The organism is Catalinimonas locisalis, from assembly GCF_038039535.1.
GTDB lineage: Bacteria > Bacteroidota > Bacteroidia > Cytophagales > Cyclobacteriaceae > Catalinimonas.
This window is the reverse complement of record NZ_JBBPHP010000014.1, coordinates 1-17613: the sequence shown is the minus strand read 5'-3', so window position 1 is coordinate 17613 and position 17613 is coordinate 1. Positions and strand designations below refer to the sequence as shown.

13 protein-coding genes are annotated in these 17613 nt (G+C 40.7%); 4 read left to right on the top strand and 9 right to left on the bottom strand.

The annotated features are described in order from the left end of the window. Positions 1-26: 26 nt before the first annotated feature. Together WJR50_RS17535 and WJR50_RS17530 are read right to left on the bottom strand one after the other, a co-directional pair. Positions 27-1361, bottom strand: coding sequence for a Gfo/Idh/MocA family protein (locus WJR50_RS17535; protein ID WP_341294605.1), 1335 nt, complete (start codon positions 1359-1361; stop codon positions 27-29). Positions 1362-1684: 323 nt separating this feature from the next. After that, entirely contained in the window at positions 1685-2755 is a 1071-nt protein-coding gene (locus WJR50_RS17530; protein ID WP_341294604.1) for a LacI family DNA-binding transcriptional regulator, read from the bottom strand. 247 nt (positions 2756-3002) lie between these two features. Between WJR50_RS17530 and WJR50_RS17525 the strand changes: the two genes are divergently transcribed. The 4 genes from WJR50_RS17525 to WJR50_RS17510 all read left to right on the top strand — a co-directional run bounded on the left by WJR50_RS17525 (position 3003) and on the right by WJR50_RS17510 (position 5530). Beyond that, the gene (locus tag WJR50_RS17525) at positions 3003-3239 is read left to right on the top strand and encodes a hypothetical protein (protein WP_341294603.1); all 237 of its coding nucleotides are present in this window, start codon (positions 3003-3005) and stop codon (positions 3237-3239) included. Between the two features lie 313 nt (positions 3240-3552). Next, complete coding sequence (locus tag WJR50_RS17520; protein ID WP_445223470.1) at positions 3553-3870, top strand: hypothetical protein; 318 nt, start codon at positions 3553-3555, stop codon at positions 3868-3870. Positions 3871-4757: 887 nt separating this feature from the next. Beyond that, a complete protein-coding gene (locus WJR50_RS17515) occupies positions 4758-4982 on the top strand; it encodes a hypothetical protein (protein ID WP_341294602.1) in 225 nt (74 codons plus the stop codon). An 86-nt stretch (positions 4983-5068) separates the two neighbouring features. Next, complete coding sequence (locus tag WJR50_RS17510; RefSeq protein ID WP_341294601.1) at positions 5069-5530, top strand: hypothetical protein; 462 nt, start codon at positions 5069-5071, stop codon at positions 5528-5530. Positions 5531-5561: 31 nt separating this feature from the next. On the opposite strand, the gene WJR50_RS17505 is transcribed toward WJR50_RS17510, so the two are convergent. The 7 genes from WJR50_RS17505 to WJR50_RS17475 all read right to left on the bottom strand — a co-directional run bounded on the left by WJR50_RS17505 (position 5562) and on the right by WJR50_RS17475 (position 16173). Beyond that, positions 5562-5933 (bottom strand): enolase-like domain-containing protein, encoded by a 372-nt coding sequence (locus WJR50_RS17505; protein WP_341294600.1) that lies wholly within the window; start codon positions 5931-5933, stop codon positions 5562-5564. A 7-nt stretch (positions 5934-5940) separates the two neighbouring features. Further along, positions 5941-6282, bottom strand: a complete 342-nt coding sequence (locus tag WJR50_RS17500; protein WP_341294599.1) for a hypothetical protein — start codon at positions 6280-6282, stop codon at positions 5941-5943. A gap of 92 nt (positions 6283-6374) precedes the next feature. Then, complete coding sequence (locus WJR50_RS17495) at positions 6375-7829, bottom strand: RagB/SusD family nutrient uptake outer membrane protein (protein ID WP_341294598.1); 1455 nt, start codon at positions 7827-7829, stop codon at positions 6375-6377. Positions 7830-7848: 19 nt separating this feature from the next. Beyond that, positions 7849-11205, bottom strand: coding sequence for a SusC/RagA family TonB-linked outer membrane protein (locus WJR50_RS17490; RefSeq protein WP_341294597.1), 3357 nt, complete (start codon positions 11203-11205; stop codon positions 7849-7851). Positions 11206-11324: 119 nt separating this feature from the next. Then, positions 11325-12416 carry a FecR family protein gene (locus WJR50_RS17485; RefSeq protein WP_341294596.1) on the bottom strand — a complete coding sequence of 364 codons (1092 nt, stop codon included), beginning with the start codon at positions 12414-12416 and terminating at the stop codon, positions 11325-11327. A gap of 261 nt (positions 12417-12677) precedes the next feature. Beyond that, positions 12678-13304 carry an RNA polymerase sigma factor gene (locus tag WJR50_RS17480; protein ID WP_341294595.1) on the bottom strand — a complete coding sequence of 209 codons (627 nt, stop codon included), beginning with the start codon at positions 13302-13304 and terminating at the stop codon, positions 12678-12680. 397 nt (positions 13305-13701) lie between these two features. Then, the gene (locus WJR50_RS17475; RefSeq protein ID WP_341294594.1) at positions 13702-16173 is read right to left on the bottom strand and encodes an ABC transporter permease; all 2472 of its coding nucleotides are present in this window, start codon (positions 16171-16173) and stop codon (positions 13702-13704) included. Between the last annotated feature and the right edge of the window lie 1440 nt (positions 16174-17613).

The window sequence follows — 17613 nt, the reverse complement described above, 5'->3', positions numbered from 1 at the left end:
CATTTTATCGCTTACATCCCTTCAATTTATACACTAGGATCCCATCCGGTTTCATACTCTCTGCCCCACAAAGCCATTGCTTCATCATCACCTATGATTTTTCCATTTTTGGGATCACAATTGAGGACTCGCTTAGTACGATAGGCTATGTTACCCAAATGGCAGATATGTACGCTCTTATTAGCATCTTCAATATGCGACACCGGCTGTTTTCCACTGAGAATACATTCTCTAAAATTATTCAGGTGCCCCTGATCCAGATCAAAGCCCGGTCCGGTTGTATCTAAAGCATTTGTCTGTTTCTGGCTGGCTCTTTTGATTTCTTTATTCCTGTTGTCATACACAACATATCCATTTCCATCAATGACCAGAGTTCCTTTTTCTCCATGAAAAGACGCCCCTGCCGACATACCTTCAAGGTTACGTCGGTTGCAGCTTCTTCCCTCCCAGGATATGCTTTTTTGGTCATCAAAATCGTAGTAGGCAAGCTGCGTATCCGGAGTTTGCCAGTCATCTTGAAACGCATATCTTCCTCCGCCAGAACTTACTCTTATAGGATAATCTACGCCCAACCCCCATCGGCACAGATCAATAAAATGGGTGCCATTATTGAGCAGTTCGCCGGTCCCCCAATGCCAGAACCAGTGCCAATTGTAATGAATCAGATTATCCTGATAAGGTTTACGAGGAGCTGGTCCCTGCCACAGTTCATAATCCAAACCAGCGGGTATCGCCGCTTTCTTACCATAACCTATAGATTCTCTGGAATTAGCATACCAGGCTCTCGCAAAGTATGGGCGCCCAATGATACCATCTTTTAGCTGCTGAATACCCTCTACTACAAATGGCCAAGACCTTCGTTGATTACCCATCTGCACGATTAGATTGGATTTACGTGCGGTATCAACCAGCATTTCACCTTCGCGGGGATTATGGCTACAGGGTTTTTCTACATATACATGTTTGCCTGCCTTTAGGGCCATGATAGCTGCCGGTGCATGCCAGTGATCGGGTGCAGCAATGGCAATGGCATCTACTCCTTTATCTTCCAGTACTTTGCGAATATCTTTCTCTGCCTTAGGCGTTATCTTTTGCCCTCCTTCTTTGGTGGCTTGTATTCCTTTTTCAATAGCCTGATCATCTACGTCACAAATATAGCCTACTTCTGTTCCCTTTAGTTTAGCAAAACCTCTTGCCAGTGCGCTTCCACGGCTATTGGTACCCATCACTGCCACTACTACTTTTTCGTTGGCAGATCCATTGTATTGAATAAATGGAGAAGAAGCGCTTGCCAGACTAGCTCCCAGGCCTCCTACAGCTACTTTTTTAATAAAAACTCTTCGTCCCTTATGTTCTTCCATAAGTTTATTATTTATTTAAGCATTAGTAACTATGATCAGAAGTTGAGACTTACATAATTTTTTTATTTCCCAACTGTCAAAATATCAATCAGAATAAACTCGTAACGACAACCTCACCATTTTTCACTTATTTTAGATAATAGTTTTTGAATGGGTTATAATGAGTTTAAGCGTTACGGGTACGTACCCGTAAAGTAGCTATTTTTTTTATGAATCAAAATCATTATTCAATTTTTTGTCAAATCCCAAAGTAAGCGGTAGAAGCCCACACACTTTTATTACTTTTTAGACCATCTGGAATTAGGGAGATAAGCAGGCTATTATCAGTTACTATAGTAAGCATAATTTTCTCGGGTGATGATGTCAATAGGCATGTAATGAACTTTATCCACCTTACTTGATAAAACAACCTTTTTGTACAACGCCATCACACCCTTAAAGCCTTGTTCTTCTGGTTTTTGACAGATTAGAAAATCGACTGTTTTATTTTTCAGGCACTCAATATTGTCTTTAAGGTAATCGTACCCGACTAGCAATAGATCACTTTTCTTTACTGACTTCAGAAAACGAGCCACCGATGACACCCGGGAATTAGTGGTAAATATCCCCTTAACATTCGGATGTTCTTTGAAAATTGTCTTCAAGGAATCCTGAATAGCCTCATAATTTGTTTGTCGTATATCAACTTTTAAGATTGGGTTAGTAAAAAGGTTGTCTTTAAAATAATCTTTGAAACCTTCTTCTTTTCTTAACAGATGGTGATGATTATCAATTTCTTTGGAAATATTCACTACCAACAGTTTTGCTTTTTCGCCAAGACCATACTTCATTAAATGAGCTGCGAGATAACCACTTTGTTTTAAATCTGGCCCAATGTAGCAAAGGCTTTCCTGATCAGGTATATCAGAGTCAATGAAAACATAGGGTATCTTACGAGCCTTACACTTGTTTACAAACTCTACTGTCTCCTCTATAAATGAAGGCGCCAAGAGAATACCATCAACCGAAGTATCTAATAATTGATTAGCTTTCTTTACAAATGAGGTTTTACTGTTGAGATTATACAGATACTTATTCAAACGAATACCATACTTACTGATTTCTGTCTCAGCTCTATCAATGCCATCCAGCGGTGCCTGCCAGTAGCTTGTCTCTCTAGATACTTTAGGAATTAATATGGCCAAGTTAAAAATTTTCCGAGAGGCTAATCGACTAGCTAATAAATTAGGCTGATAGTTTATTTCATCAATGATCTTTTGAATTTTCTTTCGGGTACTATCCGAAACACCCGTTCTGTTATGTATTACTCTATCTACAGTAGCAAGAGAAACTTTGGCACGTCTGGCTATTTCCTTAACTCCAGCTCTTCGTTGATCACCATTATTTTTGCTCATAAAAGGGTAAAAATTTTAGAAAGAAGTATGATAATACTTTGATAATTATATGTTAGGAGATTTCAGAAGTATAGCAACTTAATAAATTCTACATATAAAAACAGCATCTATTATCAATCTGTACTCTTTCTAATACAATGCTATGTAGAGTTTTATGTAATAACTGATGGTACACAAAACTATCCAAAGTTAAGGGAAAAGCGTTGAGATAGGTATGAAAACCACATTAGATACATAAACAGATTATTTGCTTATCAGCTTTGGGCCTACCACTTCTACCGGATTGAGTAGTATATTAGATGGCGCCATCAGTCATGATGATGTAACGCGCTTTGTGCATAACTTACCTTCAGGCAGCCAAACTCTGTGGCAGCAGGTCAAACCAGTAATCAGACAAGCTGAGCGAGAGTTAGGTACTTTGGAACCGGGCTATCTAATAATAGATGATAGCATCATTGAAAAAGCTCATACCGATGAGAATTGATTAGTATGCTTTTATTACGATCATGCCAAAGGCAGGCATGTCAAGGGGGTTAATTTAGGTTAATTTAGTAAGTATGGTGCTAAAGTTAGACAATGTGAACCTGCCGGTAACCTATAAACTGGTAGTTAAGACGCTGCGTTCGGATTTGATGAGCAGAAAAGTGTGCTGGCGTTCCCAACGTACTAAGAATGAGATGTTTCGGAATATGTTCACCACTTGTATACGTAATCAGCTATGCTTTAAGTAGGGGCTCTGCGACAGTTGGTATACCCATGCTGAGAATATTAACCATATCTTAGCGGCGGGTAAGCACTTGATCGGGACTGCCAAATCCAACTTAGAAGTAGCCCTATCGCTAACGGACAAAAAAGTTAGTAAGTTTATCAAGGTAGGTGAGCTAGCTATGAACCTAGGCTTGAAACAGGTGTACATTCGGCAACTCAAACAGCCAGTGTCTTTATGCAAAGACATCTTCATAAACGGAGATGACAGTCAAGCTCTACAGTATCTATTAACTACAGACTTATCACTCACTTTTCAGCAAGTAATCACTACCTATCAAAAACGATGGGGTGTGGAAGACTACCATAAATTAGTCAAACAAAATGCTTCGGTGGCTGGAGCCCTTTAAAAACAATTGATACCCAGGCTAATTCATCTCTTTGACAGCCTATGTGCCTACATCAAAGTTGAACAGCTGGAGAGCTCACAGCGTATGAACCATTTTTGCGCTGAAAGCCATGCCCTACTTAAAAGAAATACAAGCGGCTTTCAAAGAACTAATACAGCTCGATCTTAAACTTGCGTAACATCAGTTATTCAATGATTTGAGGTAGCTAAACTGGATAAAAACAAGTACTCAGGGTTTGAGAGCTTGTTACTTCTAGTTACTTAATCAAATTACCAATAGTTTTATCTAAAGAAAATAAGAAAGATTAAGACTCAAAGCACATTAAATAATCATAAGCAATTAGGTGACCTATTCGGTGACCAATCCTATTTTTATTTTACAAGTATTTGTTTATCAATTATTTACAAATAATATTCAGGAGCCTCACTCTCTGCGAGGCTCCTGAACCTAAAGGACATTTTACAGCAAAGCCCTCTAAATCATATGATTTTGAGGGCTTTTTTCTTTCTCAGGATATCAAATAGAACCAAACCAATACAAATCATTCGGTGACCAATTCGGTTACCTTTTTAAGCAAATTACTCATTGAAAATGTATGTGGATGATACATTTTGATATATGTGAAAAATAAGGAAGGGATAGCTATATTTATGTATGCTAAGCAGTGTATCCTTAATCAAAGGAATAAGCTTATTGCTCAGTTTTCTGGTAGATAAGAGCTTCATGAACAAGATAACTTTTTATATTTCCTCTGATCCTCTTTCTTAAGCCATCGCAAGTTATACTGAGTAAATACAAAAGCTTTCCTATTACACAGCACAATGAAAGGCTTATGCAGCGGTAGCTTTTAGTATCTGGCGGAAGACTTCATACTCAAAGCATCTGAAATGAATGAGGTGTTAACACAGGCAGATCGCTTCTCCATGACCGAGGCGGAAAGAATAGCACTGCAGTTCTATAGCGAGGAATACCTTTTGACTGCTGAAATAATGCTGGAGCGTTCTGATGAATTGCTAACCCAAATCTCCAGCAACCCTGAAGCTATAAATGATGCTATCAAGCAAAGAAACAGTCTGGAAAGAACTCTAATATCTGATACCCCGATATTTTAACTCTTTAACCTAGCTTCACAATAAAACCCTACTATGCTTTTTATGTACTAGCTTTTACTACAATTGCCTCCTGCCAATCCCCAGAGATGATTGCCCCTCCTGAATATGAAATGAAAATCCTGCTGCATCAAAAAAGATGGAAAGTGGTATCCATGCAGGCGGAAAGAAAAAGTAATGGTGAGATACTGGATTGGTACGCACAACTACCTGCCTGTGTAAAGGACAACATCTTCATTACCGAAACTCCCGGCACAGGAAAAGTTAGGCAATTGAATGCGGAGGAAGGGACCAAATTATGTCAGGAAAATGACCTTACCTATTTTCCACTCATTGCCGGATGGAAGCTCAACGATCAACATACTATTTTCTCAGTCTCTCTTATTGCCTACGGCCATCGCATGCTTTACGGTTATGAAATGGAAGAATCCTATACTGATGAAAACTGGATGATAGAAGAGTTGAATGAGATGTTCATGCAAATCGAAGTGAGTAAGATCTTTAAAGAGCAGGACTATACTTTTGTGGTTGGGTTTGAGGTAATTCGTTAATGATACATTAGCATGTTAACATAAATTGTAATTACGAAAGCCGGTAGACTGACGGGTTTTCACTTCTGATCAGGTCTTCTACAAAATAGGGCTCAAGGTATTCAATCAGGCCTGAGAGTCGTATCGCATCATTCATATCGAGCCGGGTATGAAAGACAATACAACGGTAGGCTCTGAACCCGTCATCCATGGCCGCTCTGGCTTTGTCTCTTAAGCTTGTCTGTCCAGGGTAAGCAGTAGTGTAACATTCAATATGAGCACGGGCTTTGCCTCCCAAAAGCATATGGACCGGTACATCCAAAGCTTTTCCTTTGATATCCCAAAGCGCCATATCCAACGCTCCCAGAGCATGGGTTTTCTCCCGTCCGGCTGATAAAAGTGGCCGCGGTACATGAGCTGCCAAAGGTGCACTATCTGTAAGGGGTTTTTCCTATGAGCAGCCCTGCCATCTGGCTGACAAGGAAGGCAGTACCTCCTTCTCCTATGCCAGTGATGCCCTGATCAGTTTCAACAGTGACGACATGCGCACTTTGATTTAACATAGAACGGGAGGGAGCTTCATAAAAACGTATTCTGGTGATTTTTATACCGCTGAGCGCCTCTTTGGCCTGCGCTCTGTAAAGATTTTCTGCTTTCGGCATATTTACGGAGGGAGCAGCAAAACTAGCAGCACCGGTACCCAGAGCAGAGAGAGTGCCCAGGAACTTTCTCCGGTTCCTAATGGTATCTGCTTTATGAGTTTCTTCTTTCATAAATCTTTTAAAGAATAGAAAGAAAAGCAGAAGGCACAATTTCTTGAAGCCGGATCTGCTTTTCCCGAAGTTGTACTTTGTTGCTTCTTGGGCTAATTATTCAAATTTGGGTTAGCCAGAGTTTCACTGGCTGGAAGAGGAAGATAGTATTGTATAGGGCCCAAAGGTTGTAAATCGTCAGGATGCTTCCTAGCAATTACTTCTTCTACCAACTGAAGTCTTACCAAATCAAACCAGCGGCTGTACTCGCCTGCAAACTCCCAGGCTTTTTCCTGTACGATCTGCTCCTGGGTAGCGGAAGTCCAGTCCATTGAAGCATCAGGGGTATTTGGAGGAAGGCCGTTGGCACGGCGCACAATTTTATTCACCGCTTCCAGTGCGGAAGGATCGGAGGGATCACCGGTCGCCATCACCTGAGCTTCAGCATAGTTAAGGTATACTTCAGCCATTCTTTCCAGCGGTAGGGAGTAGGCATTCAGCCAGTCGTTTTCAGGTCCCTGCAGCTTTTCAAAGTAAGGTCTTCCAGTAGAAAATTCCTGCCATGGCGTGCCATCTGTCAGCTCAGTCATAAAAGTGGCATCTTTCCTAGGACTTTCAGGAAATTCCTCAAAAAAGGTGATTTCAGAGAAATAATCATCCCACCCTCCTTCATCACTGGGGCGGGCAGAGCTTCCGTAGACGGCATTACCGTTGTACCAGGCACCCGCCCAGAAGTTGAGCGCAAATACTTCTTCCTGATTTCCACTGTTTTCTGCCAGCCACAAATCAGCAAAATTTTCTACCAGGCCAAAGCCATAAGTATCCTGATTGTCAATGACCTCTTTAGCTTTGCTGGCCGCCAGTTCATATTTAGAAGCGTCATTGAGTGGCCATCCTGCCATATTGAGATACACCTCCGCCAGCACAGCTTTGGCAGTTCCTTTATTGACTCTGCCCGGGGCAGGTTTAGTATCTCCAAGTAAATCTTCTGCCATGCTCAGGTCAGCAATGATCTGTTCATAAATTTCTGCCACTGAGCTTGATTCTATCGATAACATTTCTTCATCAAAAATATGGGTGTTTAGCACCAAAGGCGCCTCGCCCCACAGACGTACAATCCAGAAGTAATTATAGGCTCTGAGAAAAAATGCTTCTCCGGCAATCTGTTGGATTACAGCCTGGTCTCCGGTAGCATCTTCATAATTGGCAATGATGTTGTTAGCGCCCTGAATTGACTTATAAGCTCCGCTCCAGATAAACGGAAGCCTGCCATTTTGCTGTGCTACTTTGAACTGGTCAAATTCTCTGAAGTCTGCTTTGTTGCTGGCCTTATGCGTGGTAAGGTCATCACTTCCCATCAGTACTGCCTGCGTGGAGGCATTGCCCAGCCCTGAGTTCCAGGTGTAGGTTAAAGGTTTATAAGTTCCGGCCAATGCGGCAGTTAATCCGCTTTCATTTTTCAGCGCTCCACTTTCAGAAGTAATCTGAGCGGAGAGGTCCTCTTCCAGAAAATCTGAGCAGGAAGATACGCTCAGGATAAGGATTGATATGATCAGTATATTTTTCATGGTTGTCATATTTTTCTCATTAAAAAGTTAAGTTGATTCCCAGCGTCCAGACTTTGGCGTTAGGGTATGAACCGGCGTCAGCCCCCCGGGCTTCACCCTCTCCTCTGTTGGAATAGGATTCGGGATCTATGCCCCGATAATCAGTGAAGGTAGCCAGGTTGTTCCCGCTGATCATGATTGATCCGTCTAAGCCGTTTATCAATCCTTCAGGAAGGTTGTAGGTAAGACTGATATTTTTGAGTCTGATAAAATCACCAGGTTCTACAAAGCGAGAGGACTGGATTTCCGCTACATCCGATTCACTGAAGGCAGGAATGTCGCTATCCTCATTTGATCCTTCCACCCATCTGTTCAGTATATCTACGTGTGTTACTTCTCGGGCATCAGCAGCTGCCAGTACGGCCTGGGCATAGGTAAAATTCCATTTATCATAACCCATCATGGATTGTAGAAAAACGTTCAGAGTAAAATTCCTGTAGGAAAAAGTGTTGTTCCAACCTAGTAAGCGAGTAGGAATGGCATTTCCGATAATCTGATAGTCATCGCCGCCGATGGTGCCGTCATCATTAAGGTCTTCATACTTAGAATCGCCAGGCACATTTCCATATTCGGCAGCCTCTGCTGCTTCATCGGTTTGCCAAACGCCCAAATAATTTAATCCCCAGTAACTGGCCAGGCTGTTACCCGGCATAATGACCATTTCAGGCAGGTTGGTTAAGCCTGCTCCGGCATCTCCATCTGAGAATATCTGCTCTCTGTCGCCTATGCTCACTACCTCGTTATTCAGGAAGGAAAGGTTAAAACTGCTGTACCAGTTAAAACTACCATTATCAATAACAGTACTGGTTAGGCCGAACTCAAAACCGGAGTTTTCCACTTCGCCCAGGTTGCGAAAGATTGCCCCACCTCCCGAGTATTGAGGAAGCGGTTCGCTGAGCAATAAGTCAGTAGTGTTTTTCTTGAAGTAATCGGCTGTTAACCCTAATCTTCCGTTCAGCATCTGCATGTCCAGCCCAAAATTTATTTGTTTGGTAGTTTCCCACTTCAAATTAGCGTTACCCGGATTCCCGATAATAATTCCTGAGGTCAGCTGACCATTTTCAAAAGATGTTCCTGCTCTTTGGTCATCGGTATAGAATGTGGTAACTGTACCAAAAACAGGTACCGCCTGGCTACCGGTGATACCATAGCTACCCCTGAGCTTGAGGTCATTTATGAAATCCAGACCTTGCATGAAATCTTCCTCAGACAAGCGCCAGCCCAAGGCTAAGGATGGAAATGTACCGTACTTATTGTCGCCCCTGAACTTGGATGATCCGTCAGCTCTTACAGCAGCGGTAATGAGGTATCTGTCCATCAGGCTGTAATTGACTCTACCGATATAAGACCGGATCGTTTGCTTTTCCTTGTAGGCCTGAGAGGTGACAGAACCGGCAAGTGTAATATTGTCAAATCTGAGGTCAGGAAACTGTAGCCCCACGGCGTTGGTACCAAACTGGTCTGATTGTAGTAACTGATGCTCAATAACCCCGGTTATGGTAAGGTTATGAATGTCGCTGAAGACTTTATTGTAATTTAGAGAGTTAGTATTCTGTAAAAAAATCCTTTCATCTGACCCTCGGTAGGCACTTGGGTTATCATTAATAAGAGATGCCGTAAAAGTTTTGGATTGCGTATTGATGTAGCTGATACCGAAGCTTACATCTGCGGTAAGTCCATCAACAATCTCATAGTTAAACCCACCATTTGCATTCAAGGTGTTGCTTTCGCTGATGTTATCATTTAATGCCAATTCAATCGGATTTGATTTAATGGACGAAATAGGATCACGAACCGTAAGGAAGCCATTGGCATCTCTTGCTGGTGTAGTTGGGGCCCAGGCCAGTGCTCCGGCTAATGGCCCGCTGGTATTGCCTCCTCCGCCAGTATTGTTATTTTCTCTCCTTACAAAATTCATTTTCAGGTTAGCACTCAGCTTTTCCGATAGGTTGGCATTGATGTTTGTCCGAAGGGAGTAACGCTTAAAGTCGGAGTTGATCAATATACCTTCCTGATCCAGGAAGTTACCGGAAATAAAATAGGTTACTTTTTCACTTCCTCCTGAGTAATCCACCTGGTATTCATGCCCCATACCTGTTCTTAGCAGTTCCTCCTGCCAGTCAGTACCGCCATTTTCTCTGAATTCAGCAATTTCTGCGTCGGTAAACGGACGGTTGGTTCCCAATGCATCTGCCCTTTGGTTGGCCACTTCCGCGAAAGTAGTGGCGTCCAGCAGGTCCCAGGTATCCAGGATCTGAGAGCTGGAAAAGCGTGCGGTAACTGATAGTTTAGGCTCTCCGGCCTTTCCGCTCCTGGTGGTGATCAGCACCACACCATTGGCACCTCTGCTGCCATAAATAGCTGTTGCCGAAGCATCTTTCAGCACCTGTATGCTTTCTATGTCGCTGGGGTTCACATCCCTGAAGTTAGCGCCTACAAAGCCATCTACCACGTACAGAGGTTCGTTGCTGCCGTTGATTGAGTTAGCTCCTCGGATACGGATGGATACTGCACCACCGGGAGCGCCGGAAGCATTGGTGACGTTCACACCGGGGGTACGTCCCTGTAAAATCTGGTCAAAGCGGGTGACAGGTTGGCTCTCAAAGTCTCTTTGATCTACCGTAGCTATGGAGCCGGTTACATCTTTCTTTTCCTGAGTACCATAGCCTACTACAACGATTTCCTCAAGGCTCTGAACATCCTCATCCAGGGAAACATTGATCTCTGATCTTCCGTTAACCGCTACTTCTTTCGTGGCAAACCCTATAGATGAAAAAACCAAAGTACTATTTTCATCAGGTACGTTGATATTATAATTACCATCTATATCAGTCACTGTTCCGTTGCTGCTTCCTTTTTCAATGACATTTACCCCAGGTAAAGGGTCTCCATTTCCGTCATCGGTAACTTTACCAGTGACGTTTAGCTGGGGTGCGATTTGAACCTCTTCTTCCTGTTTTGAAGGATTTCCTTCTTTTTTCGCAGCGGTTATATTCTTGCCTACCTGCTTAAATTTGATGCCAGTCTGTCTGGAAATGTCTACCAGAATATCGTACAAGGTTTGATCGGTGTAATTTCCACTGATTTTCTTGATAGCTTTGAGGTCGGATTCGTTGTAATCAAAAACAAAATCTGATAGAGATTCAATTTTTCTAAATGTCTTAAAGACATTCTCATCTTCTAAAGAAAGGGTTAAGCGCACATTCTTTACGCTGTTCGCATCCTGTACTTTACTGTCAGCAGCCCATGATATGCTTACTGAAATAATCTGAACCAGGAAGATATAGAGCGTGTACCTGGTGATCTTGAGTAGGTGTTGTAAAAATAAAGTTTTCATAAACTTTTAGGTTGTGTATAACATATGATTAAGCACTTGAATTATTTTTAGTAAAAAATCTTAGAGCAAGTACATGTAATGGGTTTAGGTTTAAGAGGTATCTTCTTGCATAGCATGATTCATTTATAGTTAATAATTACTTCTTTTTGAGTGATTTCATATTCAAAGTTCATGGCAAAAGCCATAGACAAGAGTACATACTCCAAACTCTTTTTTGCGAATGTTCCGGTATAGTCCCAATCCTTTTTTGTGCGGTTCGTTTTTTTGAATCTGACGCCGTACCACTGCTCCAGTGTATTGAAAACAGTGAATTCATCGGCATTCTTGAAGTAGATAATGCCTTCTTTCCAGGAGAGTACTTGTTGGGGGTTGAAATGATATTTGGATAAGCCTTTATCCGATTGAAAAGATGCACCTTCACCCGGATGAAGCAGTAAGCGTGCCTTTGTATCAGCGGTAATGTCAACACTAACTTTACCTGTCACTAATGCCACTTCTACCTGGTTGGTATCATAGGCATGCACATTGAATGATGTGCCTAAAGCTTCGGTAATAACTCTGGCAGAAACAACTCTGAAGGGTCTTTTAAGGTCTTTGCTTACCTCAAAGAAGGCCTCTCCATGAAGCGTGACCATACGCTCATTTTCAGCAAAATCTTTTTTATACGCAATACTGCTGCCGGCATTAAGATGCACTTCTGTACCATCACTTAAATAAATAGTAGAACGTTGTCCCCATGAATTCACTTTTGTTACGAATTCACTTTCCTTGTTTATTAGTAATAGCTGCCTGTCCATTTCTCCAAAGAAATAGCTCAAGCAAAAAGCCAGGGCAATCAATACGGAAGCTGCAACTCTCCCGCTTCTGGTATAACTCCACTTTTGTTGGTGTTTGGAAATATGTTTCCTCAAAGTAGCATCGGCAGAAAATGGGATTACTTTATCATTGGATGCCGGTGAGCTATCATTTCCACTGGTGATCTGATTGATACTGTTCCATAGAGTTTCTATTTCATCTATTGGCAGTTGCTGTTTTTCATGTGATAAATGGCGTAATAGCATCCGGGCTTCATCAAGCAGAGGAGCTTTGTTGGGGTGATCAGCAAGCCAACTTTCCCAGAAAAGCTTGGTTTCGCGATCTGAATCCAGGACCCATTTTCTGAACCAGGGGTCTAAAGCGAAATCTTCTACTGTATAATCTTGGTAGTTCATTCATGTTTTATTTCAATCTATAATGGAATGAACCTCCAAAAGTTATCCTTCAAAAAACTTCTTTTTTATTAAAATTATAATTCAAGCATATTATTGATAAATTTATTGGTATGTATGTTAAAATATCATGTTTTTAGTAGAAAATTTGTAAGTAACCGATTAATGAAACCAATATGATGCGTGGAAAGAGGTCTTATTCTCGGAGTATTTACTTACCAAAAGATGTAAGCACGGCAAGAGAATGGGTACATCTCTCATAAGCTAAGACAGTAGATAGCCTATCCAAAGCACGATTAGCGTAATAAAGTTAGTCAGGGTTTTTCTTAAAGATGAGAGCGCTTTCCATGCTAAAGTGTACACAGAGCGGACATTGATCGCCATGATTTCAGAAACCTTTTCATAACACAAACCCTCGTAGAAGAGTAAGTGAATGATTTCTTTTTGTCGGTCAGGCAACTTTTTGATCGCTTGTTTTAGCTTTACTTGCTGTTCTTCCTGCAATTGATTCTGTATGAGTAGAGATTCGTGAGGCAGTACCATTTCTACAGTTAAAGCCTCTCCCAGATCATGAAAATGATAGGTGAACTCCTTCTTCAGGCGGTGGTTGATCTTGAACTTAAGCGCTTTTAACAGGTAAAACTTAATGTTGTTAGTGGAAGACAATTGAGCTCTGCTCTTCCAAAGGTCAACAAAAAGTTCCTGTATACAATCCTTAACTAGATAAGGGTGCCCTTTGATTTTCATACCATAGTGATAAAGATCGTTGATGAAATGCCGATAGATATACTCCAGTGCTTCTTTATCACCATTATTAAATGCTTCCCATATAAGCTCATCATCAGTAGACCACCATTTATTATTAGGTGAAATTCTATCTTGGAGCGGCATATGTTTTCTGAACAGATTATAAAAAATACCTATATAATATAGCAAATATTATTAATGCTTCAAATAAACATCTTGATATTACTACTTATAAATGAGTTATATACTCGGAAATTTTAGATTAATAATCCAGATTTTGATTCAAGGAAATCCTAACAAATTAACTCAATGCTAAATAGTGGAACTAGAACGTAAAAGCATAAATTATCGCTCTCTTTTTTGCTTAAAAAAGAACTTGATATTGGTTATTCAGATCACCAATCTAAAGCCACTATCTACCGTTTAAAGAGTGGCTAAGATCTGTTAATAGATAGTAGTGTATCTTATCCTCTCCTTAAAACCTCCCTATTTCGCACCCCCTACCCTACTCTAACATGAGTTATTAAGTTTTCAATAATACTTATTCATACCTCAGAGAATCCACTGGATTGCCTGAAGCAGCTTTAAAAGCTTGGAAAATTACTGATAAAGCAGATACCCCTATGACGATAAAAAGAGGGAATATCATCATCCACCAACTTAGATCTATATGAAAAGCGTAATTGGATAACCACTCCTTTAAAACCAAGTAGGCTATCGGAGTGGCTATTAAGCCAGAAATAAGAATAAGCTTAAAGAAGTCCAGGGAGAGCAATGTTAGAATACTTCTCACCGAAGCCCCAAGCACTTTGCGGATGCCTATCTCCTGGGTTTTCTGTACAGCCATAAAAGAAACTAACCCTGCTAATCCTATACATGCAATAAAGATGGCCAGGCCGCTTGCTGCTGTGAATACTTTGCCAAACTGCTCTTCGGCCCGATACTGGGCATTGAAATACTCGTCCAAAAAGAAATAATCAAAAGGATTACCATAGAAGTGAGCTTTATATAATGCTTCTATACTGGCAACCTTCTCCTGTAAGTGAGATAAATTATCCAGGCCAATGGTAAAATAATTGAACTGATCAAAGCTGTTATATCCCCTCTCACCACCTGGAATAAATATTACTCCGGTCTGCTCAAGCGTTAAAGAATATAAGCTAATGTCTTTCACAATACCAATCACTTGCACTTCCTTATTCAACCAGTTTGTACCCAGATATAGAGTTTCCAGTAAGGCTGTTTCTACCGGTTCAAAACCTAGTTCTAATGCCACACCTTCAGTAATGACTACGGCATCTTGATCCGCGGGAAATTCAAGTGTAAAGCCCCTACCGTGCTGGAGCTCTATATCATAGGTTTCCAGATAATCATAGTCTACACCGTTGATTGAAAAAATCTGACCTTTCTCTGGATTTTTCTTACTAGCCACAAACTGATCTCCTTTGCCCCGAGGATCTCCGGGTGATAGATAAGAGGCCGTTATCTGCTGGATGTCGGGTAGCTGTTGTAAGGCTGTTTTAAAATTTTCATATTGCTGCCCGTAGTTATCGCTAGTGATTCCTGGGGCTCGTACAATGAGTTTCTGCGACATATCATACCCTTTCTCATAGTCTTTCATGAATACCAGCTGCTGATACACGCAAAACGTACCTATGATCAACCCTACCGAGATCATGAATTGAAACACGATAAGACTCTTACGAAATAGCAGTCCCCGAGCCGAGGTAAAAAACTTTCCTTTCATGACACTCACTGCCTTAAAGGAGGAAAGCACAAAGGCGGCATATCCACCTGACAGCAAGGTACCCAATAACAACAGTAGCCCAATACCTATCAATAAGGAAGGGGCTTTTATCAGAGAATTTATTGGGATATCTCGTTGCACAAGTTGAGTAAAGGAAGTATAGCACAACTGATACATGGTACCTGCTAAAATCAAGCTCAATAGATTGATCAGGAAAGCTTCCAGCAGGAACTGGGCGATCAACTGCTTTCGCGCTGCTCCTACTACCTTTCTAATACCTACTTCCTTGGCTCGTTTTACAGCCCGTGCTGTAGACAGATTGACATAATTGATCCAAGCTAACAGTAGGATAAAACAGCCTGAAATGAGCAGAAACTGTACTGTTGTCGCATTTCCTCTTATTTCAGTTTCTTTCTTAAAAGTGGAAGAATACAGATGAGCCTCTTTTAGCGGCTGTAAAGAAATAACGACCGAGGCATTATGTTGCTTCAAAAATTCTCCCCAGTGTTTGTCCTGTACTTGCATAAGCTTCTCCTCCAGCTCCTTTATATCAGCACTGGGATCAACTTCAAAGTAAGTTAAGAACCCATTATGCCCTTCCGTATCATAATGATAGGTAGAAGCCAGAGTGGGAAGGGACAATAGCACCTCAAATTTGAGGTGTGAGTTTTCTGGTACATTTTGTACTACTCCGGTGACCATAAACTCTTCTTTTCCGTTAAGGGTTATACTTTTTCCTACCGGCTTGCTCATCTCCCAGTTTGTTCCGAATATCTTTTCTGCCATTTTTTCCGATAAGACCATCGTATTAGGTTGCTGTAGCGCTTGAGCATCTCCCATAATCATGGGAAATGAAAATATTTCCAGGAAAGAAGGATCTGCATAATATACTTTACTTTCCATCAATTCCTGAGGACCTCCACCCTCTTTGGAATGAAATGAAAAAATAAACTGATTCACAAACCCCTTGCTTATTCTGGCAGAATTTACTATTTCAGGACATTCTTCCTTCACCATGGGTGCAAAGTCAGAGGTCATATTATGTTGGGGGGATTCTTCAAATCCGTTTATAGTAGCTTGGTTAATTACCCGATAAATACGATCAGCCTTTTCATGAAAACTGTCATAACTATTCTCAAACTGTACAAACTGAAAAATGAATAAGGAAGCTGTAATACCTATGGCAAGGCCCACAATATTGATCAGGGTGTAAAACTTGTTATGCCAGAGAGTACGGAAGGTGATGAGCAGGAAATTGCGTAGCATAGGCCGTAAAAGTTAGAAGGTGTTACTATAACTTTTATCAAAATAATGCCAAGTCGGTTTCTTCTCTAATTTAGGTTTATTATCTGTGTTTGGACTCAAACTTTGTTTCATTTCAATACATAGATATGTACCACAATGAAACATTTTATTGTACAAAGAACCTCCAAAACTGCTGTTGTTCATTCTGTTTTGACTATGGTTGCTGAAGGGATTTTATGCTTGGCAACCAAAAACAATCAAGCAGATTGTATTCACAAAATGCTTAACTCAACCCTCTCTCCTACTCTACTTTTTTAATGTTACCTAAAAAAAAGTTTAGCTACCGAGTGCGCAAACCCAGTCCATTATTCATAGTACTAAATGGCCCTAGTGAGCATGAGTTTACCAACCTTCATATGTGAAGCTGTGCATGTCTAAATGTAATTACATTGGAAAGTCTGTTTGAAGAGTAAAATATTAAAAAATTAACCCTCGTTTAATTGGTAATGATAATTTAATGAAAATCAGAAAATCACTTACTATAAAGTGCTTATTATCATAAATAAATTTTCTTATTTAGGTTTTCTTCCAATTCCTAACAAATGAGTCAAAATATAGCCTAACGAACTTTTACTTAGCTTCGTCCATTGCATGGCGTGTCTCTTCCATTGATCAGGTTCTAAAGAAAAACAAAGCTAATATCCTTCATCTTGCTAATGAGAAAAATTTAGGAAAGGTATCTGGAAAAGTCTCCTGGAAGCAGAGAAGGATTGGTTAACTCATTGAAGAACTCAATAAGGGAGATGTAATTCTATTAAGTGAATTTTTCCGCTTATAAAGGAGCATGCTTGAATGTATGTAGATCATCTTCATTGCCATGCAGATAGAAATCAGTTTTTGCACCGTCAAAGGTAACTGGCAATTGGATAATTCCATTCAAAGTAAAGTCATGGCGGTCATACCCGACTGGGAGCCACCCTGGCGAAGATTTTTTCTATGGCTTCCGAAATAGAGCAAGATTTCATTAGCAAGCGGACTCGTTAATCCCTCAAAGCCAAAAGACTAGCCAGTGTAAAACTGGGTAGACCTAAAGGTCCTGGTAAAAGTAAACTGGATGTCTATCGTCCTGAAATTGAAGCTTTACTCTCTAATGGCTCTACCCAAAAGTTTATTGCTAATCGCTACAAGGTCACGGAAGCCACTTTGTCCAATTTGAGAATGGTCGCTGCATCAAAAAAAACGAGATAGCAGTTCAATATGCAGGATATCTTTGCATATTGAACAGTGATTTAATTATGAAACTTTTTAGATCGTCCTAAAAATAGTCTACAGAGGGGTTTTTAGATCATTTATCCACAATTAATTAGAATGATGATGAAACGTGAAAAACCTTATTTCCCTCTCAGAACCAAGAAAAAAGCAGTTCAATTTGTGGCTACGGGCTTACTTTCTGAAGAAGAA